The following is a 21,111-nucleotide window of genomic DNA, read 5'->3' as shown; positions in this document are numbered from 1 at the left end:
GGATACAGTCACCGTTGCGTCAACTACGGGGACAGGAGAGGGCCATTACCGCCAACCGGCAGACGAGCTGGTCGTTCGCCGACGCCTTTGTCGCCGAGGACGATGCTCTGCGCTGGGCCCGGGAGCGGGCCCGGGAGGCAGGGCTGCCCTCGGTGTCGCCCGGCACCGGCGGGGCGCTGCGCCTGCTCGCGGCGACGGCGGACGCGAAGGCGGTGGCGGAGATCGGCACCGGCACGGGCGTGTCGGGCATCTACCTGCTGCTCGGGATGCGGCCGGACGGCGTCCTGACCACGGTGGACCTCCAGCCGGAGCGGCAGCAGCTGGCGAAGACGGCGTTCCGGGCGGCGGGCTTCGCGGGCAACCGGGCGCGGTTCATCCCCGGCCGCGCCCTGGACGTCCTGCCGCGGCTCGCGGACGGCGGGTACGACCTCGTGTTCTGCGACGGTGACCGTCTCGAGTACCTGGACTACCTCGCTGAATCGTTGCGCCTGCTGAGACCGGGCGGTCTCGTCTGCTTCGAGGGCGTCTTCGCGGACGGCCGTACGGTCGACTCGGGGGCCCAGCCGGCCGAGGTCCAGCGGGTCCGCGAGCTGCTGCGCGCGGTGCGGGAGAGCCAGGAGCTCGTCCCCTCCCTGCTGCCGGTGGGCGACGGCCTGCTGTGTGCGGTACGCCGGGGCTGAAGACCCGCGGTACGCCGCGGTACGCCGGGGCCGAGTGTCCCTCTGCTCAGGGCCCGGGCCCGGACACACCACTGCCCCGGCACGGGCGGAGCCGTACCGGGGCAGTGGTCAGGATGCGAGGGGAAGGTCAGCCGACGACCTTCTTCAGGGCGTCGCCCAGAGCCTCGGCCTCGTCGGGGGTCAGCTCGACGACAAGCCGACCGCCGCCTTCGAGCGGAACGCGCATGACGATGCCCCGCCCCTCCTTGGTCACCTCGAGCGGGCCGTCACCCGTCCGCGGCTTCATGGCCGCCATGCTTGTTCCCCTTCCTGAAACCAGCTCATTGTCAGCCGGGCAGCTCCATGGTGTGGAGCACGCGTCGCCGGCTTCGAACACATTGCTTCCAGGTCATTATCCCGCATGGCAGGACCCGATGACCAACATCGATTGGCATCGCTTCCGCAACGCGCTCTCTCAAAACCCCACATTTCGGGGATCGGCCTGCGATACTTCGCCGCCCGGCGTCCGGCCGAACCCTACAAATCTTTGACGCAGCTCACATGGGCGGGGCGGGTGATCTCCGCCATGCTGTGCAGGTCAACCACGCGAAGAGGCGAAGGGAACCCGATGGCCGACACGGTGCTGTACGAGGTGAGCGACGGGCTCGCCACCATCACGCTCAACCGCCCCGAGGCCATGAACGCCATGAACGTGGCGGCCAAGGTCGCGCTCCGGGACGCGGCGGAAACGGCCGCCGCGGACCCCGCCGTACGGGCGGTGCTGCTCACCGCGGCCGGCGATCGGGCGTTCTGCGTGGGCCAGGACCTGAAGGAACACGTGGGTCTGCTGATGGCGGACCAGGACAACGGAACCCGCGAGACCATGAACACGGTCCGGGACCACTACAACCCGATCACGAAGGCGCTCGCGGGCATGAAGAAGCCCGTCGTGGCGGGCGTGAACGGCGTCGCGGCGGGGGCCGGCTTCGGCTTCGCGCTGGCGGCGGACTACCGGGTGGTCGCGGACACGGCCTCGTTCAACACCTCCTTCGCGGGCGTCGCGCTCACCGCCGACTCGGGCGTGTCCTGGACGCTGCCCCGCCTGATCGGCCAGAGCAGGGCCTCCGACCTGCTGCTCTTCCCGCGCTCGATCACCGCCCAGGAGGCGTACGAGCTCGGCATCGCGAACCGCCTGGTCCCCTCCGCCGACCTCGCGGCCGAGGCCGAGAAGGTGGCCCGCACCCTCGCACAGGGCCCGACGGTCGCGTACGCGGCCCTGAAGGAGTCCCTCGCCTACGGCACCGACCACTCCCTCGCCGAGGCCCTGGAGAAGGAGGAGGAACTCCAGGGTCTGGCGGGCGCGTCCGAGGACCACACGATCGCGGTCCGCGCCTTCATCGCCAAGGAGAAGCCGAAGTACCTGGGCAGGTGAGGCCCGGCGGGTGCGTGGCCCGGGGCTACTTTCCGCCGCCCCGGGACACGCAGTCCCGTACGTGGTCGTCGACCAGGCCGCAGGCCTGCATCAGGGCGTAGGCCGTGGTGGGGCCGATGAAGCGCAGGCCGCGCTTCTTGAGGGCCTTCGACAGGGCCGTGGACTCGTCCGTGACGGCCGGGACGTCCGCGACCGTGCGCGGCGCCGGGCGGGTCTCCGGGTCGGGGGCGTACGACCAGATCAGCTCGTCGAGTTCGCCCTCCGCCCAGCCGGCGAGCAGTTTCGCGTTGGCCAGGGTGGCGTCGATCTTGGCGCGGTTGCGGATGATGCCCTCGTCCGCGAGGAGCCGCTCCCGCTCCGCGTCGCCGAACTCGGCGACCGAGGCGATCCGGAAGCCGTCGAACGCGGTCCTGAAGCCCTCCCGGCGGCGCAGGATCGTGATCCACGACAGGCCCGACTGGAAGGCCTCCAGGCAGAGCCGCTCGAAGAGCGCGTCGTCGCCGTGGACCGGGCGGCCCCACTCCTCGTCGTGGTACGTCACGTAGTCCGCGGTCGACAGGCCCCAGGGGCAGCGCAGCCGCCCGTCAGGTCCCGGGACCGCCCCGCCGGCCGTCACGCCCGGCCGTCCTCTGCCCCGCCGTCACCGGCGGCGGCCGCTCCCGCGAGCTCCTCCTCCAGCTCGGCGATCCGCGCGTCCCGCTCGGCCAGCTCCGCCCCCAGCCGGACCAGGACGTCGTCCACGTCCGCCATCCGGTAGCCGCGGACCGCCACCGGGAGGCGCAGTGCCTCGACGTCGGCGCGGTCGACCGGACGGGCCTGGGGAAGCGGGTCGACGAGCTGCTCGGGCGCCACGTCGGGCAACACCTCGCTGTCGCCGCCGCCGACCACCGCCAGGGTCACCGCGGCCACGACCACGACCATCGTGATGAGCAGAAACCAGAACACCTGCGTGCCTCTCCCCGGAGTGGAAAACGTCCCGTGCCGATCGTGCCACGTGCCACCGACAGCTAGGGTCGCAGGCGAACGGACACGAGGGAGGACAAAAGGGATGCTGCGCTTGGGACGGCGTGAATTCGGGCCGCACGAGCCGGTGATCATGGCGATCGTGAACCGGACCCCGGACTCCTTCTACGACCAGGGCGCGACCTTCCGGGACGAGCCCGCGCTCGCCCGCGTCGAGCAGGCGGTCGCCGAGGGCGCCGCGATCATCGACATCGGCGGGGTCAAGGCGGGCCCCGGCGAGGAGGTCACGGCCGAGGAGGAGGCGCGCCGCACGGTCGGCTTCGTCGCGGAGGTCCGCAGGCGCCACCCCGACGTGGTCATCAGCGTGGACACCTGGCGCGCGGACGTCGGCGAGGCGGTCTGCGAGGCCGGCGCGGACGTCCTGAACGACGCGTGGGGCGGGGTCGACCCGGGGCTCGCCGAGGTCGCCGCGAAGTACGGTGCGGGCCTGGTGTGCACCCACGCGGGCGGCGCGGAGCCTCGGACGCGGCCGCACCGGGTCGAGTACGAGGACGTCATGGCCGACATCCTGCGGGTCACCGTCGGACTCGCGGAGCGCGCGGCCTCGCTCGGGGTGCGGCGGGACGCGATCATGATCGACCCGGGTCACGACTTCGGGAAGAACACCCGGCACAGCCTCGAGGCGACGCGGCGGCTCGGGGAGATGACGGAGACGGGCTGGCCGGTGCTGGTGTCCCTGTCGAACAAGGACTTCGTCGGCGAGACGCTGGACCGGCCGGTGAAGGAGCGGGTCCTCGGGACCCTGGCGACGACCGCCGTGTCGGCGTGGCTGGGCGCCCAGGTGTACCGGGTGCACGAGGTCGCCGAGACGCGGCAGGTGCTGGACATGGTCGCGTCCATCGCGGGCCACCGGGCGCCGGCCGTCGCGCGACGCGGGCTGGCGTAGCGGCGCGGGAGCGGGCGTACGGGGCGGAAGCAGGAGCAGGAGCGAGAGCGGACGTACGGGGCGGGGGCGACGGAGCACAGACCGTCGCCCCCGCCCCGTGGACCGCTACTTGCCCGTCTCCTTCGTGACGAGCGCCACCGCCTCGTCCACGTCGTCCGTGACGTGGAAGAGCAGCAGGTCGCGCTCCGAGGCCTTGCCGCCCGCGACGACCGAGTCGCGGAGCCAGTCGACCAGGCCCTTCCAGTACTGCGTGCCGAACAGGACGATCGGGAAGCGGGTGACCTTGCGGGTCTGGACCAGGGTCAGCGCCTCGAAGAGCTCGTCGAGGGTGCCGAGTCCGCCGGGCAGGACGACGAAGCCCTGGGCGTACTTCACGAACATCGTCTTGCGGACGAAGAAGTAGCGGAAGTTCACACCGATGTCGACGTGCGGGTTGAGCCCCTGCTCGAAGGGGAGCTCGATGCCGAGGCCCACCGACACGCCCTTGGCCTCGCGGGCCCCCTTGTTGGCCGCCTCCATGGCGCCGGGGCCGCCGCCCGTGATGACCGCGAAGCCCGCCTCGACGAGCGCCCGGCCGATCCGTACGCCCGCCTCGTACTCCGGCGAGTCCGGCTTCGTGCGGGCCGAGCCGAAGACGCTGATCGCGCTCGGCAGTTCGGCGAGGGCGCCGAAGCCCTCGACGAACTCGGACTGGATGCGCATGACCCGCCAGGGGTCGGTGTGCACCCATTCCGAGTCGCCCTCGGTGTCGAGCAGCCGCTGGTCCGTCGTGCCCGGCTGGACCTGGTCCCGCCGCCTGAGCACCGGTCCGAGTCGCTGTTCCTCGGGCTTCGTCTCCCCTTCAGGGATACCCATGGCCTGCTCCCTCCGTCGATCCAACGATCTTCTGGTCCGGTCAGCGTAGGACCACAGAGGTGACGAAATGCGAAATTACGGGAGTCAGGCGGTCAGCCAGTCGCGGAGGCGTGCCTCGCAGTGGTGGATGCGGTCCACGGGCACGTGCTCGTCCCGCTTGTGCGCGTAGATGGGGTCGCCGGGACCGTAGTTGACGGCCGGGACGCCGAGGGCGCTGAAGCGGGACACGTCGGTCCAGCCGAACTTGGGCTGGGCGCTGCCCCCGACGGCCTTCATGAAGGCCTCGGCCGCCGGGTGGGAGAGGCCGGGCAGCGCGCCGGGGCTCTCGTCGTCGACGACGAACTCGGCGATGTCGCAGTCCGCGAAGACCTCGCGGACGTGCTCCAGGGCCTCGGCCGGGGAGCGGTCGGGGGCGTACCGGTAGTTGACCGTGACCGTGCACGCGTCGGGGATGACGTTGGTGGCGACGCCGCCCTGGATCGCGACGGCGTTCAGGCCCTCGTGGTACTCCAGGCCGTCGATGACCGGCTTGCGCGGCTCGTACGAGGCGAGGCGGGCGAGGATCGGGGCGGCCGTGTGGATGGCGTTGGAGCCCATCCAGGAGCGCGCGGAGTGGGCCCGCTCCCCCGCGGTGTGCAGGATCACCCGGAGCGTGCCCTGGCAGCCGCCCTCGACCTGGGCGTCCGAGGGCTCCAGGAGGACGGCGAAGTCGCCCTCCAGCCAGTCGGGGTGCGCGGCGGCGATCTTCCCGAGGCCGTTGAGGTCGGCGGCGACCTCCTCGTTGTCGTAGAAGACGAAGGTGAGGTCGCGGTTGGGCTCGGGGACGGTGGCGGCGATCCGCAGCTGGACGGCGACCCCGGACTTCATGTCGGAGGTGCCGCAGCCCCACAGGATGCCGTCCTCGTCGAGCCGCGAGGGCACGTTGTCGGCGATCGGCACGGTGTCGATGTGCCCCGCCAGGACGACCCGCTCGCCGCGGCCGAGCCGGGTGCGGGCGACGACGTTGTTCCCGTAGCGGTCGACGGTGAGGTGCGGCAGTGCGCGCAGCGCCTGCTCGATGGCGTCCGCGAGCGGCTGCTCGGTCCCGCTGACGGACGGGAAGTCGACGAGGGCGGCGGTGAGCGCGGCCCCGTCCTGGGACAGGTCGAGGGGCGCGTCGGGCGGGGTGATGTCAGCCATGTGCCGACCCTAACGCGGCCTCCAGTACGGTGGGCCCCGTGTCCGAGCCCATCCGCCCCCGCCGTCGCGGCCGCCTCGCCCGTTCCGCGGCCGCCTTCGCCGTGCTCCTCGGCCTCGCCTCGTACGTGGCCGTCCACCAGATCACGGGGAGCAAGGGCACCCCGCGGTGCAGCGTGGGCACGGGCGACAACCGCTACGAGTTCACCCCGGAGCAGGCGTCGAACGCCGCGATGATCTCCGCCGTGGGCACCACCCGGGGCATGCCGGAGCGCGCGGTGACGATCGCGCTCGCGACGGCGCTCCAGGAGTCGGCGCTCCGGAACATCGAGCACGGCGACCGCGACTCGCTCGGCCTCTTCCAGCAGCGGCCCTCGATGGGCTGGGGCACGCCGGAGCAGATCATGGACCCGGTGTACTCGGCGGGGAAGTTCTACGACGGTCTGGAGAAGGTCCCCGGGTACTCGCGGCTGCCGCTGACGGTGGCGGCGCAGAAGGTGCAGAAGAGCGGTTTCCCGCAGGCGTACGCGAAGCACGAGCCGGACGCCACGCTGCTCGCGGCGGCGCTCACGGGCCGCTCCCCCGCCGCCCTGTCCTGTACGACGGGCGAGGCGGACGGCCTGCCGGGCGACCCCGAGAAGGTGCGCGCCGAGCTGGTGCGCGCCTTCGGCGAGAAGGCGGCGCCCCAGGCGGTGACGGGCGGCCCCAGCGCGGGCCGGTCGGCGGCCGAGCCGCCGGTGCTGGTGGTGCCGGTGCGGGCCGTGACCGGTGCGGAGCGGGCCGGGGGCCCGGGGGCGGACGAGCGGCGCGGCTGGGAGCTGGCGCAGTGGGCGGTGGCGCGGGCGGAGACGCTGCGCATCACGGAGGTCGCGTACGGGGACCGGGTCTGGCGCGCGGGCCAGGCGGCCGGGGGCTGGTCGAAGGTCTCGCGCGCGAAGACGTCCGCCGAGCCCGCGTCCGCGTCCGAGGCCGGGGACGCCCCCGCCACGGGCGGCGAAACGGTCCGCATGCGGCTGGCCCAGTAGCCGCGGGAGTTCGCGCAGCGGCTGGCACCGTAGCCGCGGGAGTTCTTCCGCGCCGCTGCTGGCGCAGTAGCCGCAGGGGTCCTTCCGCGCCGCTGCTGACGCCGCAGCCGCAGGGGTCCTTCCACGCCGCTGCTGACGCCGCAGCCGCAGGGGTCCTTCCACGCCGCTGCTGACGCCGTAGCCGCGGGGGTCCTTCGCGCGGCTGTCGCGCGAAGCCGACGCGCGACCGTCGGCGACGGGCCACGACCGGTCGGCGGCCGGTTCGCCGTCGCCTCCACGTCGCTTCCCCTCCGACGCGCGGCGGATGCGTAGTCGGATCGCAACCGATCGCGGCGGATTCGCGGTCGGCTCGCGGTCGGATCCCGGTCGGCTCGCGGTCGGATCGCAACCGATCGCGGCGGATTCGCGGTCGGATCCCGGTCGGCTCGCGGCCGGTTCGCGGCCGGTTCGCGGTCGGATCCCGGCCGGTTCGCGACTGGTTCACGGCCGTTCACGGCCGATCCGTGGCCGATCACCCGTACGGCGATTCACTCGCCCGTGGCACGGCACCCGTCCGCGGCCGAGGAAATTCACGACCCTTCCGCGCCGCCGTTCCACCCTCGCGCCCCACCCCGTCCATCCCCTTGCGCCGCAAGGGAAGTGACGGTTCAGCAGGCGTCCGCGCAATGACGTGTTCGTCCGTTTTCCTCCCCACCCGACAATACGACGCATTGCCAACTCTTTACCTTCGACCGCCGCAACCTCCCCCGCCCCGGGGCCGGTTGTCACTGCGTCCGAACCACACCTCGCACCTCGTCGAAGGAGCACCATGTCCCTCCCCCTGACCCGTCGGATCGCCCGCGCCGCCCTCCTCATCGCGGCCGGAGCAGCCCCCGTGGTCGGTGCGGCCGGCTCCGCGAGCGCCCTGGACCACAACATCGCGCCGACCGGCTCCCTCGGCGGCCTCACGGCCCTGGACGCCGCCGGCGCGGGCACCGCCGTCGACAGCGCCTCGCAGACCGCCACCGGCGTCGTCGGCGCCACCGGCAGCCAGGCCGTCGGCACGGCCGTCCCCGCCGCCGGGAAGAGCGTCGGCGCGGCCGGCCGGACCGCCACCCCGGCCGTCCAGAAGGTCGCCGGTGACACCGCCGGCAGCGCGGGCGAGGTCGTCGGCAAGACGGCCGGCGCCGCCGCGGAGAGCACCGAGGGCCCGACCGGCGGCGCCCTGGGCGGCGGCGTGGGCAACCTGCCCACCGGCCAGACCCTCGGCGGCCTGCCCCTGGGCGGCTGACCCGACCGGGAACGGTCACGCGGAAGGGCCCGGGGAGCGGATGCTCCCCGGGCCCTTCCGTATGCCGTGGCAGGTCAGCCGAGCCGCTTGACCGCCGCCTCGACGCGCTCGTCCGTCGCCGTGAAGGCCACCCGTACGAACGTCGCGCCCGCCTCGCCGTAGAAGTCGCCCGGCGCGACCAGGATGCCCAGTTCCGCCAGGTACGCCACGGTGTCCCAGCACGGCTCGTCCCGGGTCGCCCACAGGTACAGGCTCGCCTCGCTGTGCTCGATCCGGAAGCCGTGCGCCTCCAGGGCCGCCCGCAGCGCCGCCCGGCGGGCCGCGTACCGCGCCCGCTGCTCGGCCACGTGCGCGTCGTCACCGAGGGCCGCGACCGTCGCCGCCTGGACGGGCGCCGCGGTCATCATGCCGCCGTGCTTGCGGATCTGGAGCAGCTCGCCGAGGACGGCCGCGTCGCCCGCGATGAACGCGGCCCGGTAGCCGGCCAGGTTGGAGCGCTTGGACAGCGAGTGGACGGCGACGATGCCCTCGTACGTACCGCCGCAGACGTCCGGGTGGAGCACGGAGACCGGGTCGGCCTCCCAGCCCAGCTCCAGGTAGCACTCGTCGGAGAAGACGAGGACGCCGTGCTCGCGGGCCCAGGCCACGATCCGGGTCAGCTCGTCCTTGGCGAGGACCTTGCCGGTCGGGTTGGACGGGGAGTTGAGCCAGAGCAGCTTCAGACCGCTGGGGTCGAGCTCCGTCGGGTCGTCGTAGACGACCGGCTCGGCGCCGCAGAGCCGCGCGCCGACCTCGTACGTCGGGTAGGCGAGCCGCGGGTAGGCCACCTTGTCGCCCGCGCCGAGCCCCAGCTGGGTCGGCAGCCAGGCCACCAGCTCCTTGGAGCCGACCACCGGCAGGACGTTCTCGTGGGCGAAGCCCACCGCGCCGAGGCGCCGCTCGCACCAGCCGGTGAGCGCGTCCCGCAGTTCCTTCGTCCCCCAGACCGTGGGATAGCCCGGCGAGTCCGCCGCCGCGACCAGGGCCTGCCGGATCAGCGCGGGGACCGGGTCGACGGGCGTGCCGACCGAGAGGTCCACGATCCCGTCCGGGTGGGCCAGGGCCGTCTTCTTGTACGGCTCCAGCTTGTCCCAGGGGAAGACGGGCAGGCGCGAAGAGACTGCGCTCACGGGTTGGCTCTCACTTCCTGTACGTGCGGTGGAGAGGCGTCGGGAAACGCCTCGGTCCCGCACGGCGGGCGACGCCGTACGGGACCGGATCCGACCTGGTGCGGTCGATCAGCCGTTCTGCGGCGGCAGGGCGGCGATGAAGGGGTGGTCACGCTCGATCTCGCCGAGCTTGGAGGCACCACCGGGCGAACCGAGCTCGTCGAAGAACTCGACGTTCGCCTTGTAGTAGTCCTTCCACTCCTCCGGAGTGTCGTCCTCGTAGAAGATCGCCTCGACCGGGCAGACCGGCTCACAGGCCCCGCAGTCGACGCATTCGTCCGGGTGGATGTACAAGGACCGCTTGCCCTCGTAGATGCAGTCGACGGGGCACTCCTCGATGCACGCCTTGTCCTTCACGTCGACACAAGGCTGCGCGATGACGTAGGTCACGCTGTCGTTCCTCCTCGATAGGGCTGGTCTGCGCGGGAGCGCGGCGTCGTCGATGCCCGCACCTAGTATCTCCGTTCTTGGGGGCGATCCGAACAGGAGGGGCGGAGAAGCTGTGGAAATCATCGGCGGAGGGCGTCTTGAGGTCCGAATCACCGGTGCTGACGTGGGAAAACGTGTCTCCGTTCGGTACGTGACGGAGTCGGCGGCAGCGGGCGGCGGGTTCACCGACGCGGTCGGAGTTCTCACATCATGGGACAACTCTGTGCTGCTGATCACACGAAAGAGCGGCGAGAGCGTCCGGATCGCGGAATCCACCCTGGTCGCCGGGAAGGTCGTCCCCGCCGCCCCGGCCCGCCGCCGTGGCCCCGCCGCGACCTTCCCCGAGCTGGCCCGGGTCACCGCGCGCGCCTGGCAGCCGGTGGAGAGCGAGGCCCTCGGCGAGTGGACCCTGCGGGCGGCCGACGGATTCACCCGGCGGGCCAACTCCGCGCTGCCGCTCGGCGATCCGGGACTGCCGGTCGCCGACGCCCTGAGGCGCGTACGGGCCTGGTACGAGGACCGGAAGCTCCCGGCGTACGTGCAGACCGCCACCGGCGCCGAGGGCGCCCAGGAGCTGCTCTGCGCGGAGCTCGACCGGCACGGGTGGCGGCGCGAGGTCTCCGCCGAGGTGCGGATCGCGGCGCTCGCGCCGATCGGCGACCTGGACGCCGACGTCTCCGCCGTACGGCTCTCCCGCACCGTCGACGAGACGTGGCTGCGCCGGTACCAGCGCTTCGGCGAACCGGGCCCGGCGGTACGGTCGGTCCTGACGTCAGGACCGAGTGTGTGGTTCGCGTCCGTGGCGGGCACGGGTGAGGTACCGGCGGCGATCGGACGGTGCGTGGTCGACGGACGCTGGGCCGGCTTCATGGCCGTCGAGGTCGACCCGGACCAGCGGCGCCGGGGCCTGGCGACCTCCGTCATGACGGCGCTCGCCCGGACGGCCCTCGACGAGGGCGCGTCGGCGGCCTGGCTGCAGGTGGAGGCGGACAACGACGGCGCCCGGGCGCTGTACGACGGGATGGGCTTCGCGCCGCATCACCACTACCACCACTACCGATGGGCGGAGGCGTGACGGAGGACGTACCACCACCACCGGACGAGCCGGAGGGGTCCGCCGACGGCCCGTTCGAGGCGGAGGGCGCCTTCGAGGCGGCCGCCCCGCCCGACTGGCGGCGGGAGTTCGCCGAGGAGGCGCGGTCCGAGCGGCCCGACCTCGCCCGGCTCTGCCTGCTGATCGGCGCGGTGGCCGACCCCACCGTCACCCGGCACACCCTGAACGAGGCCGAGATCGAACTCGACCGCCTCGCCGGGCTCGTCCCGTACGCCACCCGGATCACCGGCGACTGGACCACCGCGCTCGCCGGGCTCCTCGGCCACCGGGAGGGCTTCGTCGGCGTGCCCGCCGACTACCAGCGCCTGGAGTCCTCGCTCCTCCACGAGGTGCTCCGGCGCCGCCGGGGCCTGCCGATCCTGCTCTCCGTCGTGTGGATGGAGGTGGCCCGCCGGGCCGGCGCCCCCGTGTACGGGCTCGGGCTGCCCGGGCACTTCGTCGTCGGCTTCGGCGACCCGGCCGATCTCGACCTCGCCGATCCCTTCGCCGGCGGCCGCGCCATGACGGGCACGGACGCCGAGCTCCTCGTCACCAGTGCCACGGGCGAGGCGCTCGACCGCTCCATGCTCCGGCCCGCCGAGCCCGGCGCGATCGTGCTCCGGGTCCTCAACAACATCCGCGCCTGGGCGGCTCCCCGCCCGGAGCGTTCCGACGTGGCCCTGTGGGCGGTGGAGCTCTCCCTGCTGCTCCCCTCCCACCCGGCGAGACTCCGGTACGAGCGGGCCGAACTCCTCGTCCAGCGCGGCGACTTCCTCACCGGTGCGGCCGAGATGGAGGCGTACGCGGAGGTGATGGACGCGGTGGACCCGGATGCGGCGACGGCGATCCGCCGCCGGGCGCAGGCGGCGCGGGCGCGGCTCAACTAGCGTTCGACGTCCGCCGGGCCGGGCGCGTGAAGAGTGGAGGGGGCGGGGCGACCGGATTCGAACCGGCGTCCTCCGAGATGCCATCGCGGCGCATTACCTCTGTGCTACGACCCCGCCCTTGGAAAGGATCTTAGACGGGGCCCGGCCGGGCCGGCCACCGGGATTCCGGCCGGGGTCACGGCCAGTCCGGGGCGGGATCCTCGGCGAGCAGCGGCCGGAGGGCGCCGACGACCGCCCCGATGCAGACGTCGCGCAGCTGGGTGCGGGTACAGGTCTCGTGGGTGAGCCAGTCGACGCAGAGGACCTGGACGAAGACCAGCCAGCTCTTCAGGACGGCGGACACGGCCTCGCGGGCGCTCTCGTCCGCGAGGGGGAGCACGGCCAGGAGCCGGGCGCGGAGCGCGTCGAGCTCGTTCGTCATGATCGTCTGGATCAGCGGGTCGCCGGCCAGGACGCGGTTCGCGGTGAGGACGGCGTTGCGGTTGGCCACGAAGTAGTCGAGGTGGACGTCCAGGCCCTGGGTGAGCTGCTCCACCAGGGAGTCGGCGGTCTCGAACCGGGTGTCGGCGAGGAGCTGGTCGGCCGCTTGCCGGTACACGGCGGCGAACAGGGCGTGCTTGCTCGGGAAGTGGCGGTAGAGCAGCGCCCGGGACACGCCTGCCGCTTCGGCGACGTCCTCCATCAACACGTCGGCGTACGGGTGCGCGGCGAAGAGCCGTGCGCCGACGGCGAGGAGCTGGGCGCGGCGGTCGGCGGGGGTGAGCCGCTGGCGGGGAGGCACGCTCGCAGTCTAGTTGACACTCGTCTACTGGCCCGCCACTGTAGTAGACACATGTCAACCAAGCTCCACCGAGACGGCTCGGGAGAGACGATGGCGAAGGTTCTGCGCGTACTCACACAGGTGATGGGCTGGGCCTGCGTGGCGATCGGCCTGTTCCACGTGGCCCTGGGCAACGCGGCGCTCCCCGGGGCGGGTTCGGCGGGCGCGACGGTCGACAGCTGGGGCCGGTTCATGGGAGCCGCGTTCGCGGGGTACGGACTCGCCTGGCTCTGGGCCGCACGACAGCACCCGATCCCGGCCGGGCCCGTACGGTGGCTGGCCGGCGTGTTCCTGCTGGGCGGCGCGGGCCGACTGCTGTCGCTCGCGGCGCACGGCCGGCCGCACGGGTTCCAGATCGCCCTCACGGTGATCGAACTGGCCCTGCCCCCGGTCTTCTTCTGGCTGGCGAACGCGGAGGAACGCGCGGCGGTCACCGGGGTGCGGTCGCCGGCGGCCCCGCCCGCCGGATAGCCGACGACGCACCGCGCCGCCCGCGCGAGGGTACGAACACGAGCGCCGCGCCGTCCGGGATGTTTCGGGGCTGACGCGAGGGACGCCACTGTGTGACCTGAGCACTACACAGAGCGAAAGGCTCGCGATGCACACCCCTCACGGCCCCGGCGCCTTCGTCGCGCACACTGGCACCGACGTCTACGGCCCGGGCAAGGTCCTCGCCGTGGACGGCGCCCATCGGCGGGTGCGGTTCACGCGCTTCGTGGCGACGGTCCGGGCGGAGGACCTCCGCCCGGCCTCGCCCGCCGAGAAGCGGGAGATCCAGGACTGGCTGCGCGCCAAGCGGCAGCGGTACGGGGGCGACTGGTGACCGCCCCGCGCGTCCCCTAGCCCTTCAGGTCGATCGTCTTGGTGCGTTCGGCCTTGGTCTTGCCGAGCAGCGCCTCGCCCATCACCGCGGCCACGTCGTCCGCGGAGACCTCGTGCTTGCTGCCGTCGCTCTTCGTGATCATGATGCCCTTGAAGGCGCCGTCGAGGAGCCGCTCGATCGCCTTGGTGTCGTAGACGGCGACCAGCCGGCCGTCGACGGCCTTCATGGAGATGATCTGCGGCAGCGAGCGCGCCGGGCCGAACTGGATCTCCTTGCCGCCCGCCTTGATGGTGATGCGGTCGGACATCGCGGGTGTCGCGAACTCCTTCATCGCCCGGTCGAGTTCCGCCTTGCTGACGCTCGGCCGGCGGGTGGTGACCGGCAGCTCGACCAGCTTGGACTGGCCCGTCTCGACCTGGGCGCGGAACGCGTCCCGGACCGAGATCATCGAGCGCTGGACGTCGAGGCCCTTGCCGGGCTTGCCCTCGACGGGCGTCACCTTGTTCGGGGCGAACAGGATCGTGCCCTCGGTCGCCGACGCGGACGTGCCGGCCAGGTCGGCCAGGGCGACGGCGAGCTTCTCCTCGTCGACCGGGAAGACGGGCTTGGCGACCCGCTCTCCGCCGAACAGCGAGCCGATGACGGAGACCGGGTTGTAGTCGCTGCCGGCGGCCGCGCGGACGGTCTCCTGGCTGTCGAGGGCCAGGCCCGCCTTGTCCGGCGCCAGCTGGACCTTCTTGCCGCCGATGCCGAGCTGGAGCGGGGTTCCGGCGCGCTTGCCGAGGGCCGCCTCCAGCTTGTTGACGCCCTCCTCCTTCGTACCGCCGCCGATGTCCACGCCGAGGACCGTGGTCCCCTTCGGGACGTCGGAGTGGTTGAGGAGCAGGCCCGCGCCGTACGCGATGCCCACGAGGCCGAAGACTCCGGCGGCGACGAGGACCAGCTTGGAGCGGCCCTTCTTCGCCGGGGCCGCGCGGTTCGGGGCCGGTGCGGGGCGCGGGGCGGCGGCCGGGGCCGCCTGCTCCTCGCCGCGCGGGGCGGCGGGGCCGGGGCGGGCGGCGCTCGGCGGGACCACGGGGATGCCGCTGGTGAGCGTGTCTCCGGAGATGTGGCCGCTGCCGTCGGCGGGCTGTCCGGCGTGGGCGCCACTGGGGGCGGACGGGCCGCCCGGGCCGCCCTTGCGGCCCCGCGTCGGGGCGGGGGCCTGCGGCGTCAGGATCGCGGTGTCGTCGGACAGGCGGGGAGCGCCGCCGGGGCCACCGGCGGGACCACCGGCCGGGGAGCCACCGGGTACGCCGCCGGGCGTGCCGCCGGCGAACGGCGATCCGGGACCGGCGCCCGGGCCTCGACCCGGACCCTGGCCCGGTCCCTGACCCGGTCCCTGGCCCGCGCGTGCCCCCGGGCCGCTCAGTGACGCCGTGCCCATGACCGGGCCCGTCGTGGGGCCGGTCGGCTCCCCCGCCGGGCCCCGGTACCGGGGCGTGCCGGCGGCGGGAGTGCCGTCGTACATCGGGGTGCTCGAGGTCTGCGTGCCGTCGTACAGGGGGGTGCCGCCCGAGGGGGTCCCGTCGTACATCGGCGTGCCGCCCGGAGGCGTACCCGTGTACATGGGGGTGCCACCCGACGGGGTCCCGTCGTACATCGGCGTGCCGCCCGACGGGGTGCCGCTCTCGTAGAGCGGGTTGCCGGTGGTGGGGCGGCCCGGGGTGACCGGGCGGCTCGACGGGGTGCTGCCGACGGTCGGGACGCCGGACGTCGCGGAGCCCGCGAAGCCGGTGCCGGGGGCGTCCGGTCCGGCGAGGCCCGGGGAGGGCTTCGGGGCGGGGGGCGCGGGCTGGGCGGGCGCGGGTGCCGGGCTCTGGGGCGCCGCCTTGCGGGGCGCGAACCAGTCGCTCGTCTCCTTCGCCTTGGGGGCCTCCTCGGCCTGCGGCGGCTCGGGGGCCGCCACCGGCTCGGGCTCCGGCGCCGGGGCCGGGGCGGGCTCCGGGGCGGTGTCCGGTGCGGGCGTCTCGTTGACCGTCGTACGGACCACGACCGGCGGGATCGGACGCGAACCCGGGATGTTGATCCGGATGCGGGTCGTCAGGGTCGTCTCGGTCTTGGGCTCCTCCGGCGGCGCGGGCGCGGCGGCGGTCTCCTCCGGCGCGTCCTGCGTGGGGTGGAGCGACGGATACTGGCGGGATCCGTACGGCGGTGTACCCGAGGGGTACGCGGCTCCACCGCGCCCCTGGGCGCCGGAGGACGAACTGTCAGTCTCTCGACCAGTTTCACGACTCAAAGCAGGATCTCCCGGTTGGCTCCACCGCCCGCTCTTGCTGAGGCTCGTGTAACCCGGGCGGTTCGGCGGCGCGCACCACCATACTGGCCGCCGCCGTTCCATACCCGACCCCCGGGTGACGGACGACGGTCATTCCGGCCGAAGTCCGGGGGCGGCGGGGTCAAGTCGTCCTGTTCACGGGGTCGGCCGGGGCAGCCGGGCGAGCGTGGTGCACATCACAGCGATCGCCATGCCTCCGAAGAGGAACAGCAGCTCACCGACGCCTCCGCCGAACGCCCCGTCACCTTCGGGGCGTCCGAAGCTGAGCAGGATGACGGCGATGAGCCAGCCGCCTCCGCCGGCGGCGACCCCGATCTGGTTGCCGGTGGCGCGCATTCCGCCGTAGAAGAGGCCGGCGGTGCCGAGGAGCGCGAGGATCAAACCGGCGGGGAGCCAGGCGGCTTGGACGAGGGCTCCGGCGGTCCCGACGAGGAGGCCGAGGACGAGCAGGCCCGCGTACCAGGCGAATCGGGCGTTACGGGAGAGGGTGGGCGCGCCGGGCGGGGTGGACGCGGCGCGCGCGGCCGGCGCGGGGGCTCCGTTCGGCCTGGTCGCCTTGGCCCGCTTGGCGGGCTTGTCCGGGGTCTCGGAGCTCATTCCGTCACCCCCGCGAAGAGGTCCGTCTCGCGTACGCCGGCGGGTGCGCCCGGCGTGCCCTTCACCAACTCGTAGTACTCCGTGGTGAAGATCGGCTGGCCGAGGTCGTTGGAGAGGGCGAAGAAGGGACCGTCGACGGCGACTTGGGTGGCGTGGGCGGCCATCGCCGCGCTCTTGCGGGCGGCGAGTTCGGGTCCTGCGGCGATCTCGGTGGTGATCCGGTCCTCGTCGACGACGCCGGGGACGTCGTCGATCGCGGCGACGGCCGGGAAGGCGGAGCCTTCTGCGCGCAGCCGGGCGAACCCGGCCTCGGCGACCGGGCGCGGGACCCGGTTCCAGTAGATCTTGTCGATCGTGTGGGCGGGGCCGAGGTCGGGGCGGTAGGCGGGGTCGGCGGCCAGTTCGGCGGCGCGGGTGGCGACCCGATGGGCCTGGATGTGGTCCGGGTGTCCGTAGCCGCCGTCGGGGTCGTAGGTGACGAGGACCTGCGGGCGGGTCTCCCTGATGACCTCGACGAGGTACGGGGCGGCGGTGTCGACGTCGGTGTTCCAGAAGGCGTTGTCGCGCTTGTTCTGTTCGGCGCCCATCATTCCGGAGTCGCGGAAGCGGCCGGGGCCGCCGAGGAAGCGGTGGTCGGTGACGCCCAGCTCGGTCATGGCGGCGGCGAGTTCTCCGACCCGGTGCGGGCCGAGGCGGTCCTCGCGGTCGGGGGCCAGATGGGCGAGCTCGGGCGGGATGACCTCACCCTCCTCACCGAGCGTGCAGGTGACGAGGGTGACGAGGGCGCCCTCGGCCGCGTACCTGGCCATGGTGGCGCCGTTGTTGATCGACTCGTCGTCCGGGTGCGCGTGCACGAGCAGCAGACGGCGGGCGGGGAGATCGGACATGTCCCCACCCTACGAGGTCGGTGCGCGGGAGCGCTCGGACCGTACCGCTCAGAGCCCGCGGGCCGGGCCGCTCAGAACTTGAGGCCGCCGATCATGCCCGCGACGTTCGTCGTGAGGGTGCTGATCGACGGGGCGATGGAGGAGCTCGCCAGATAGAAGCCCAGGAGGGCGCAGACCGCCGCATGTCCAGCCTTCAACCCGGATTTCCGGATGAGAAGGAAGACGACGATCGCCAGCAGCACCACCACGGAGATCGAGAGTGCCACGGCGGTTCACCTCCACACTTCTTCGGTCGGATATTCGAGCGGTTCGGTCGATCAGCATGTGCCAGGGGGCAGGCCCGTCGGATGCATACCCACCTAGCGCTACGGATCATAACTATCCGTGCGGCCGCATCGATCGGCGGACGGAGGCACGAGGGGGGCGCACGGCGCTAGTTTCAGCCGCATGACCTTGTCTCGGCAGCAGCCGGCCACACCCTCGGCCGGGCTCTCCTTCCCCCGCCAGCACGCCCGGACCCAGCGGTTCACCCTGGGGGTCCCGCGTGGCTTCTCCGTCTCCCCCGACGGGGAGCGCGTGGTGTTCCTGCGGTCGGCGTCCGGCACCGACCGGACGCACCGGCTCTGGGTCCTCGATCTCCCCGGGGACGGTGGTGCTCCCGTGGAACGGGTGGCGGCCGACCCTGACGTACTGCTCGCGGGGGCGGAGGAGGAGTTGTCGCCGCAGGAGCGGGCGCGCCGGGAGCGGAACCGGGAGGGCTCGGCGGGCGTGGTGGCCTACGCGGTGGACGGGGCCGTGGAGCTTGCGGCCTTCGCCCTGTCGGGGCGGCTGTTCACGGCGGAGCTGCGGGCCGGGACGGCGCGGGAGCTGCCGGTGCCGGGTCCGGTGATCGACCCCCGGCCCTCGCCGGACGGGCGCCTGGTGGCGTACGTGGCGGAGGGCGCGCTGCGGGTGGTGGGCGCGGACGGTTCGGGTGACCGGGAGCTGGCCGCCGACGGGGACCCGCATGTCTCCTACGGATTGGCCGAATTCATCGCCTCGGAGGAGATGGGCCGGGACCGTGGTTTCTGGTGGTCCCCCGCCTCCGACCGGCTGCTCGTCGCCCGTGCCGACGACCGCGGGGTGCGGCGCTGGTGGATCGCGGACCCGGCGCATCCCGACCGGGAGCCGCAGCCGGTGGGGTATCCGGCGGCGGGTACGGACAACGCGGACGTCCGGCTGTTCGTGGTGGACCTCGACGGGGGCCGGGTGGAGGTGCGGTGGGACCGGGAGCGGTTCCCGTACCTCGCGCGCGTGCACTGGTCGGCGGCCGGGGCGCCGCTGCTCCTGGTCCAGGCGCGGGACCAGCGCGAGCAGTTGTTCCTCGCGGTGGACCCGGAGTCCGGGGAGACGAGGACCGTACGGGCCGAGAAGGACCCGGTGTGGCTGGAGCTGCTGTCGGGGGTTCCAGCCTGGGCGCCGTCCGACGCCGAGGGGCGGCTCGTGCGCGTGAGCGACGAGAGCGGGGCGCGGGTCCTGGTCGTGGGGGACGAGGCGCTGACCGATGCCTCGCTGCACGTCAGGGCCGTGCTCGACATCGGCGCGGACGACGTCCTCGTGTCGGCGTCGGCGGGCGCGGCGGCGGCGCTCCCGGAGACGGGTGAGATCCATGTGTACCGGGTGGACGGCCGGGGCGCGGAGCGGCTCTCGGACGGGGTCGGGGTGCACGGGGCGGTGCGCTCGGGCGCGGTGACCGTCCTGGTGTCGGCGCGACCGGAGGCGCCGGGGAGCGTGGCGCGGGTGCTGCGGGACGGCGCACAGGTCGCGGTGGTGGCCTCGTACGCTCAGCGGCCGGTGATCGAGGCCCGGGTGCGGCTCACCGAGGCGGGCGCGCGGCGCGTGCCGTGCGCGGTGCTGCTGCCCTCCGGGTACGAGGAGGGGGACGGGCCGCTGCCGGTCCTGATGGACCCGTACGGCGGTCCGCACGGGCCGCGGGTGCTCGCCGCGCACCATCCGCACCTCACCTCGCAGTGGTTCGCGGACCAGGGTTTCGCGGTGGTCGTGGCGGACGGGCGGGGCACGCCGGGCCGCTCCCCCGCCTGGGAGAAGGCGATCGCCCGGGACTTCGGGCCCACCCTCGACGACCAGGTGGACGCGCTCCAGGGGCTGGCCGGCCGGTTCCCGCTGGACCTGGGGCGGGTGGCGATCCGGGGCTGGTCGTACGGCGGCTATCTGGCGGCGCGGGCGGTGCTGCGGCGGCCCGACGTCTTCCACGCGGCGGTCGTCGGGGCGCCGGTGACGGACTGGCGGCTGTACGACACCCACTACACGGAGCGGTACCTCGGCACCCCGCAGGAGGACCCGGAGGTGTACGCGGCGCAGTCGCTGCTCACCGACGACGGGCTCGCGGCGCCCGAGGTGCCCGCCCGGCCGATGATGATCGTGCACGGTCTCGCGGACGACAACGTGGTGGTCGCGCACGCCCTGCGGCTCTCCTCCGCGCTCCTCGCGGCGGGCCGCCCGCACGAGGTGCTGCCGCTGACCGGGGTCACCCACATGACGCCGCAGGAGCAGGTCGCGGAGAACCTGCTGCTGCTCCAGGTCGACTTCCTGAAGCGGTCCCTGGGGATCGCCCCGTCCGGCGGCGCCGGCTGAGTCACCAGCCGGGCGGCGGCGGGTACGGCGGGGCCGGGGGCAGCATCCCCGCCGGCGGGTAGCGGCCGGGCGCGGCGGCGGGGGCGCCGCGTCCGGCCAGCAGGACGAGCACCGCGATGCCGCCGAGCAGTCCGAAGAAGGCGGTGAGGACGTTCAGCTGGTCGAGGGTGGAGATCTCGCCGAAGTGGGTGACCAGTTCGTAGCGGGTGGTCCGGGCGACCTCGGCGAGTCCGCCGGCCGTCAGGAACACTCCGGCGGTCAGCCCGAAGGCCCTGCTGTGGCGGGCCCGTGCGAAGGCGGAGATGGCGGCGGTGCCGTACAGGCCGAGGAGGACGAGCGACAGCCAGGCGGGCGGCGGCGCGAGGGCCGACTTGATGACGGACCGGCCGCCGGTCAGCCGGTCGACGGTGATCTCGGTGGGCAGTTCGGTGGCCCAGTACAGCTCCCACAGGGCCCCGACGAGCGCGGCGGCCAGGAGGAGGATCCCGGCGGCGACGGCCGGGCCGGCGCGGGGCGGGGTGGGCACCGGCTCGTAGCCGGCGGTGGCGGGGCGGCGGCCCGCGGCGGCGGTGACGACGAGCCCGGCGCCGACGGCAAGTCCGAGGAGCGTGGTGACGAGGACCCCGCTGTCGGGCGCCCACAGGCCGGGCAGCCGCAGGGCGAGGGTGACGGCGCCGGTGGCGGCGAGCGCGGAGGCGGCGTGCCGGGAGCGGATCGCGGCGACGACCGCGGCGACGGCGACGACGAGGAGCACGGCGTCGGTCAGGGAGGTGGCGGACCGGCCCCGGATCAGGAAGTGGTGGTCCCCGGCCCAGAACCAGGCGAGGTCGGCGGGCGAGCCGATCGCGGCGAGATCCTTGAGGATCCACACGGCTGAGGTGAGGGCGAGCACGGCGCAGAGCGCGGCGCCCGTGAGACGTGCCGGTCGTGTCACAGTCACGGTCCCGATACTCACGGTCGCCACCAACCGAAACAAGCGGTTCCGCGAAACCTGTGCGACGGGGGCAACCGGCCGGGGTGGCGTGTGCCTCCCCGGCCGGATCACGGCACCCGCACGGCCGTACGGTGTACAGACTGCCGTGTCCGTATA

Annotated in this window: 23 protein-coding genes and 1 tRNA gene; 10 read left to right on the top strand and 14 right to left on the bottom strand. The window is 73.6% G+C overall.

Going from position 1 to position 21,111, the window contains the following annotated elements:
* The first annotated feature begins 14 nt into the window (after window positions 1-14).
* On the top strand, window positions 15-680 hold the full coding sequence (locus DEJ43_RS24010; RefSeq protein ID WP_015035978.1) for an O-methyltransferase: 666 nt from the start codon (window positions 15-17) through the stop codon (window positions 678-680).
* A 127-nt stretch (window positions 681-807) separates the two neighbouring features.
* Here DEJ43_RS24010 and DEJ43_RS24005 read toward each other — a convergent pair whose 3' ends face one another.
* Window positions 808-975 carry a DUF3117 domain-containing protein gene (locus DEJ43_RS24005; RefSeq protein WP_009997451.1) on the bottom strand — a complete coding sequence of 56 codons (168 nt, stop codon included), beginning with the start codon at window positions 973-975 and terminating at the stop codon, window positions 808-810.
* A 312-nt stretch (window positions 976-1,287) separates the two neighbouring features.
* Here DEJ43_RS24005 and chcB point away from each other — a divergent pair, with 312 nt between their 5' ends.
* Window positions 1,288-2,091, top strand: coding sequence for a 2-cyclohexenylcarbonyl CoA isomerase (chcB, locus tag DEJ43_RS24000; RefSeq protein ID WP_015035977.1), 804 nt, complete (start codon window positions 1,288-1,290; stop codon window positions 2,089-2,091).
* A gap of 25 nt (window positions 2,092-2,116) precedes the next feature.
* Here the strand turns inward: chcB and DEJ43_RS23995 are convergent, their stop codons facing one another.
* Window positions 2,117-2,707 carry a DNA-3-methyladenine glycosylase I gene (locus DEJ43_RS23995; RefSeq protein WP_015035976.1) on the bottom strand — a complete coding sequence of 197 codons (591 nt, stop codon included), beginning with the start codon at window positions 2,705-2,707 and terminating at the stop codon, window positions 2,117-2,119.
* Window positions 2,704-3,036: a hypothetical protein gene (locus DEJ43_RS23990; protein WP_015035975.1), complete on the bottom strand. Its 333-nt coding sequence runs from the start codon at window positions 3,034-3,036 to the stop codon at window positions 2,704-2,706. The genes DEJ43_RS23995 and DEJ43_RS23990 overlap by 4 nt, the downstream gene beginning before the upstream one ends.
* 103 nt (window positions 3,037-3,139) lie before the next feature.
* Here DEJ43_RS23990 and folP point away from each other — a divergent pair, with 103 nt between their 5' ends.
* Complete coding sequence (gene folP, locus DEJ43_RS23985) at window positions 3,140-4,000, top strand: dihydropteroate synthase (protein ID WP_071891477.1); 861 nt, start codon at window positions 3,140-3,142, stop codon at window positions 3,998-4,000.
* Window positions 4,001-4,105: 105 nt separating this feature from the next.
* On the opposite strand, the gene DEJ43_RS23980 is transcribed toward folP, so the two are convergent.
* Together DEJ43_RS23980 and dapE are read right to left on the bottom strand one after the other, a co-directional pair.
* Window positions 4,106-4,855: an LOG family protein gene (locus DEJ43_RS23980; protein WP_015035973.1), complete on the bottom strand. Its 750-nt coding sequence runs from the start codon at window positions 4,853-4,855 to the stop codon at window positions 4,106-4,108.
* 84 nt (window positions 4,856-4,939) lie between these two features.
* Window positions 4,940-6,034, bottom strand: coding sequence for a succinyl-diaminopimelate desuccinylase (dapE, locus tag DEJ43_RS23975; protein ID WP_015035972.1), 1,095 nt, complete (start codon window positions 6,032-6,034; stop codon window positions 4,940-4,942).
* A gap of 29 nt (window positions 6,035-6,063) precedes the next feature.
* On the opposite strand from dapE, the gene DEJ43_RS23970 reads away from it, so the two are divergent.
* On the top strand, window positions 6,064-7,056 hold the full coding sequence (locus DEJ43_RS23970) for a VldE C-terminal domain-containing protein (RefSeq protein WP_015035971.1): 993 nt from the start codon (window positions 6,064-6,066) through the stop codon (window positions 7,054-7,056).
* An 808-nt stretch (window positions 7,057-7,864) separates the two neighbouring features.
* Window positions 7,865-8,326: an ATP-binding protein gene (locus tag DEJ43_RS23965; protein WP_015035970.1), complete on the top strand. Its 462-nt coding sequence runs from the start codon at window positions 7,865-7,867 to the stop codon at window positions 8,324-8,326.
* A gap of 74 nt (window positions 8,327-8,400) precedes the next feature.
* On the opposite strand, the gene DEJ43_RS23960 is transcribed toward DEJ43_RS23965, so the two are convergent.
* Both DEJ43_RS23960 and fdxA read right to left on the bottom strand, forming a co-directional pair.
* Window positions 8,401-9,495, bottom strand: a complete 1,095-nt coding sequence (locus tag DEJ43_RS23960; protein ID WP_015035969.1) for a bifunctional succinyldiaminopimelate transaminase/glutamate-prephenate aminotransferase — start codon at window positions 9,493-9,495, stop codon at window positions 8,401-8,403.
* A 108-nt stretch (window positions 9,496-9,603) separates the two neighbouring features.
* Window positions 9,604-9,924, bottom strand: a complete 321-nt coding sequence (fdxA, locus tag DEJ43_RS23955; protein ID WP_015035968.1) for a ferredoxin — start codon at window positions 9,922-9,924, stop codon at window positions 9,604-9,606.
* Between the two features lie 112 nt (window positions 9,925-10,036).
* Between fdxA and DEJ43_RS23950 the strand changes: the two genes are divergently transcribed.
* The gene (locus DEJ43_RS23950) at window positions 10,037-11,038 is read left to right on the top strand and encodes a GNAT family N-acetyltransferase (protein ID WP_015035967.1); all 1,002 of its coding nucleotides are present in this window, start codon (window positions 10,037-10,039) and stop codon (window positions 11,036-11,038) included.
* The gene (locus DEJ43_RS23945; RefSeq protein ID WP_202490802.1) at window positions 11,023-11,943 is read left to right on the top strand and encodes a transglutaminase family protein; all 921 of its coding nucleotides are present in this window, start codon (window positions 11,023-11,025) and stop codon (window positions 11,941-11,943) included. Before DEJ43_RS23950 ends, DEJ43_RS23945 begins: the two co-directional genes overlap by 16 nt.
* Window positions 11,944-11,984: 41 nt before the next feature.
* Here DEJ43_RS23945 and DEJ43_RS23940 read toward each other — a convergent pair.
* Window positions 11,985-12,059, bottom strand: a tRNA-Ala gene (locus DEJ43_RS23940).
* 59 nt (window positions 12,060-12,118) lie between these two features.
* Window positions 12,119-12,724 (bottom strand): TetR/AcrR family transcriptional regulator, encoded by a 606-nt coding sequence (locus tag DEJ43_RS23935; RefSeq protein WP_015035965.1) that lies wholly within the window; start codon window positions 12,722-12,724, stop codon window positions 12,119-12,121.
* A 90-nt stretch (window positions 12,725-12,814) separates the two neighbouring features.
* Here DEJ43_RS23935 and DEJ43_RS23930 point away from each other — a divergent pair, with 90 nt between their 5' ends.
* Window positions 12,815-13,234, top strand: a complete 420-nt coding sequence (locus DEJ43_RS23930; protein WP_015035964.1) for a DUF4345 domain-containing protein — start codon at window positions 12,815-12,817, stop codon at window positions 13,232-13,234.
* Between the two features lie 127 nt (window positions 13,235-13,361).
* Window positions 13,362-13,586, top strand: a complete 225-nt coding sequence (locus tag DEJ43_RS23925; protein WP_015035963.1) for a hypothetical protein — start codon at window positions 13,362-13,364, stop codon at window positions 13,584-13,586.
* 16 nt (window positions 13,587-13,602) lie between these two features.
* Here DEJ43_RS23925 and DEJ43_RS23920 read toward each other — a convergent pair whose 3' ends face one another.
* From DEJ43_RS23920 to DEJ43_RS23900, 4 genes are all read right to left on the bottom strand, one after another.
* Window positions 13,603-15,864 (bottom strand): hypothetical protein, encoded by a 2,262-nt coding sequence (locus tag DEJ43_RS23920; protein ID WP_041662839.1) that lies wholly within the window; start codon window positions 15,862-15,864, stop codon window positions 13,603-13,605.
* 174 nt (window positions 15,865-16,038) lie between these two features.
* Window positions 16,039-16,500: a DUF6113 family protein gene (locus DEJ43_RS23910; RefSeq protein ID WP_015035961.1), complete on the bottom strand. Its 462-nt coding sequence runs from the start codon at window positions 16,498-16,500 to the stop codon at window positions 16,039-16,041.
* Window positions 16,497-17,387, bottom strand: coding sequence for an N-acetyl-1-D-myo-inositol-2-amino-2-deoxy-alpha-D-glucopyranoside deacetylase (gene mshB / locus DEJ43_RS23905; RefSeq protein ID WP_015035960.1), 891 nt, complete (start codon window positions 17,385-17,387; stop codon window positions 16,497-16,499). Before mshB ends, DEJ43_RS23910 begins: the two co-directional genes overlap by 4 nt.
* A gap of 71 nt (window positions 17,388-17,458) precedes the next feature.
* Window positions 17,459-17,653, bottom strand: a complete 195-nt coding sequence (locus tag DEJ43_RS23900) for a hypothetical protein (protein WP_015035959.1) — start codon at window positions 17,651-17,653, stop codon at window positions 17,459-17,461.
* Window positions 17,654-17,834: 181 nt separating this feature from the next.
* Between DEJ43_RS23900 and DEJ43_RS23895 the strand changes: the two genes are divergently transcribed.
* Entirely contained in the window at window positions 17,835-20,021 is a 2,187-nt protein-coding gene (locus DEJ43_RS23895; RefSeq protein ID WP_015035958.1) for a S9 family peptidase, read from the top strand.
* Window position 20,022: 1 nt separating this feature from the next.
* On the opposite strand, the gene DEJ43_RS23890 is transcribed toward DEJ43_RS23895, so the two are convergent.
* Window positions 20,023-20,961, bottom strand: a complete 939-nt coding sequence (locus DEJ43_RS23890; protein WP_015035957.1) for a hypothetical protein — start codon at window positions 20,959-20,961, stop codon at window positions 20,023-20,025.
* Window positions 20,962-21,111: the final 150 nt, after the last annotated feature.

This window comes from Streptomyces venezuelae ATCC 10712 (genome assembly GCF_008639165.1).
GTDB lineage: Bacteria > Actinomycetota > Actinomycetes > Streptomycetales > Streptomycetaceae > Streptomyces > Streptomyces venezuelae.
The sequence above is the reverse complement of the archived record's forward strand: the minus strand, read 5'-3'. Positions and strand labels throughout refer to the sequence as shown.

What these genes read in the sequence shown, in the direction of transcription:
- DEJ43_RS23925 (WP_015035963.1), top strand. Translation starts at nt 13,362, where the DNA reads ATGCACACCCCTCACGGCCCCGGCGCCTTCGTCGCGCACACTGGCACC.
- chcB (WP_015035977.1), top strand. Translation starts at nt 1,288, where the DNA reads ATGGCCGACACGGTGCTGTACGAGGTGAGCGACGGGCTCGCCACCATC.
- DEJ43_RS23910 (WP_015035961.1), bottom strand. Translation starts at nt 16,500, where the DNA reads ATGAGCTCCGAGACCCCGGACAAGCCCGCCAAGCGGGCCAAGGCGACC.
- mshB (WP_015035960.1), bottom strand. Translation starts at nt 17,387, where the DNA reads ATGTCCGATCTCCCCGCCCGCCGTCTGCTGCTCGTGCACGCGCACCCG.
- DEJ43_RS23980 (WP_015035973.1), bottom strand. Translation starts at nt 4,855, where the DNA reads ATGGGTATCCCTGAAGGGGAGACGAAGCCCGAGGAACAGCGACTCGGA.
- folP (WP_071891477.1), top strand. Translation starts at nt 3,140, where the DNA reads ATGCTGCGCTTGGGACGGCGTGAATTCGGGCCGCACGAGCCGGTGATC.
- dapE (WP_015035972.1), bottom strand. Translation starts at nt 6,034, where the DNA reads ATGGCTGACATCACCCCGCCCGACGCGCCCCTCGACCTGTCCCAGGAC.
- DEJ43_RS23895 (WP_015035958.1), top strand. Translation starts at nt 17,835, where the DNA reads ATGACCTTGTCTCGGCAGCAGCCGGCCACACCCTCGGCCGGGCTCTCC.
- DEJ43_RS23945 (WP_202490802.1), top strand. Translation starts at nt 11,023, where the DNA reads ATGGGCGGAGGCGTGACGGAGGACGTACCACCACCACCGGACGAGCCG.
- DEJ43_RS23930 (WP_015035964.1), top strand. Translation starts at nt 12,815, where the DNA reads ATGGCGAAGGTTCTGCGCGTACTCACACAGGTGATGGGCTGGGCCTGC.
- DEJ43_RS23965 (WP_015035970.1), top strand. Translation starts at nt 7,865, where the DNA reads ATGTCCCTCCCCCTGACCCGTCGGATCGCCCGCGCCGCCCTCCTCATC.
- DEJ43_RS24005 (WP_009997451.1), bottom strand. Translation starts at nt 975, where the DNA reads ATGGCGGCCATGAAGCCGCGGACGGGTGACGGCCCGCTCGAGGTGACC.